Here is a 2,279-nt window from a genome sequence, read left to right as displayed (position 1 = left end):
CCAGGACGGGATCGGGCCCCTCGATCGCTGTCATCGCGTGTGCTCCATGTCCGGTGGATCCTGATCTGGCGCGTCGTTTCCTGCCGCGTTCCGGGTCAGTGATCCGTGGCGCGGCCCGTGACATCGTTCGTTATAGAGAACAAGCCGCCAGAGGAAAGGCGCTCCCGGCATGGTCGTGTGGAGTATATTTGATACGACAGAGCCATTATCCGGTCGTTGATAGCCTCCAACCACGAGATAATCCTCGTCGCGGATGCTCACTCGAAAAAGTATTCCCCGTGCGCCGGTTCTAAAAAAAGAACGTTCCCGTTGACTCGGGCGGAAGCCGGCGGGACGATGCGGACGCTTTCTCCCCGGGTGATTTCGTCCCCGGGTTCCCTCCCCCGGTCACCTTCGAGCCGTCCCATTCCGACGTTTCCCGACCCCCATCAGCACGACACCGTCCTGCGCGACCTCGCCTGGCTCTTCGCCGGGCGGGCGGCCGGGCATGATCGCGCGGGGCGCCTCGCGCAGGACAACATCGCGGATCTGCGGGCGGCGGGCCTGATGGGGCTGACCGTGCCGGAACGCCTCGGCGGGGCCGGTGCCGGGCTGGCGCGAGCGGCCGAGGTCATCGGCACGCTCGCGCAGGGCGATCCCTCCACCGCCCTGGTGCTGACCATGCACCTCATCCAGCACGGGCTGATCCACCGGCGCGGGGCCTGGCCCCCTGCCCTCGCCGACCGGGTCGGGCGCGCAGCCGTGAGCGACGGCGCGCTCATCAACGCCCTCCGGGTGGAGCCCGAACTCGGCACGCCGGCGCGCGGTGGCCGCCCCGCGACCGTGGCGCGGGCGACCCCGGAGGGCTGGCGCATCAGCGGGCGCAAGATCTACTCCACGGGCTGCGAGGCCCTGGCCTACGGCCTCATCTTCGTGGCCACCGACGAGGCCGCGCCGCGCGTCGGCAACCTGCTGGTGCCGATGAACGCGCCGGGTCTGCGCATCGTCGAAACCTGGGACCATCTCGGCCTGCGTGCCAGCGGCAGCCACGACTTCGTCCTCGACGATGTCGTTGTCCCCGCCGACCATGCCGTGGATCTGCGCGCGCCCGAAGGCTGGGGTGCGCCCGACCCGGTCCAGCAGGCCTGGAACGCCGTGCTGCTCGCCGCCCTCTACGACGGGGTCGCGCGGACGGCACCAAGACTGGTTCACGGCCTTCGCGCAGGAGCGCCGGCCCGGCAGCCTCGGCCAGAATCTGGCGGCCCTGCCCCGTTTTCAGGAGGCAGCGGGCGAGAACGCCCGGCTCCTCTACCTCGACGCCCGCCTGATCCGCGTCCTCGCCGAGGAGACGGATCGCGGGCAGCCGCCCTCCGTGCAGGAATCCGGCTTCCTCAAACTCACCGTGACAGAGAACGCCGTCGCGGTGGTGCAGCGCGCGGTGGAGCTTGCCGGCAATCCCGGCCTGTCGCGGGCCAACCCGCTGGAGCGGCACCTGCGCGACGTGCTGTGCGGGCGCATCCACTGGCCGCAGGGCGATGCCGTGCGCGCCGCCGCCGGCCGGGCCGCCCTCGGCCTCTGACCGAACCCTTGAGCGAAGGAGATCCCATGCGCTTTCCCAGCCCCGACGCGATCGAGTTCATCGGCTTCGCCGCCCCCCGCTACCAGTCGGAGACCCACGCGCCGGAAGGCCCGGCCATCGACCGGGATTATCTGCGCCTCCTGGCCCAGGCCCACGAATGGGGCGGGTTCGACCGCATCCTGGTGGCGTTCTACGCCACCGCGCCCGACGCGCTCCTGCTCTCGGCGCAGATCGCGGCGGTGACGGACCGCATCGGCCTGATGATCGCCCACCGCACCGGCTTCACCGCCCCGACCGTGGCCGCGCGCCAGTTCGCGACCCTCGACCAACTCACGGGCGGGCGCGTCGCCATCCACGCGATCAGCGGCGGCGACGACCGCGAACTCGCCCAGGACGGCGACCACCTCACCAAGGACCAGCGCTACGCCCGCACCGACGAGTTCCTGACGATCGCCCGGCAGGTCTGGACCGCCGCGAGCCCCTTCGACTTCGCCGGCGCCCATTACCGGGTGGAGCGGGCCTTCTCCGAGGTGAAGCCGGTCGATCCGCGCGGCATCCCGGTCTTCTTCGGCGGTGCCTCGCCGGCGGCCATCGCGGTGGCGGGCCGCCACGCCGACACCTACGCCCTCTGGGGCGAGAGCCTCGATCAGGTCCGCGAGGCGATTCGGACGGTCCGCGCGGCGGCGGCCCCGCACGGGCGCGACCCGCGCTTCAGCCTGTC

At 71.4% G+C, this 2,279-nt stretch carries 1 protein-coding gene and 1 pseudogene; both read left to right on the top strand.

Annotated elements, in window-relative coordinates; translation table 11 throughout:
- Window positions 1–444 precede the first annotated feature (444 nt).
- Window positions 445–1,558: pseudogene (locus K2X24_RS12295) on the top strand (acyl-CoA dehydrogenase family protein).
- 26 nt (window positions 1,559–1,584) lie between these two features.
- On the top strand, window positions 1,585–2,279 hold a 695-nt coding region (locus K2X24_RS12290; RefSeq protein WP_292498390.1), incomplete at its 3' end, for an LLM class flavin-dependent oxidoreductase.

The organism is Methylobacterium sp. (assembly GCF_019750675.1).
Lineage (GTDB): Bacteria > Pseudomonadota > Alphaproteobacteria > Rhizobiales > Beijerinckiaceae > Methylobacterium.
This window is presented reverse-complemented; position numbering and strand designations above follow the sequence as displayed.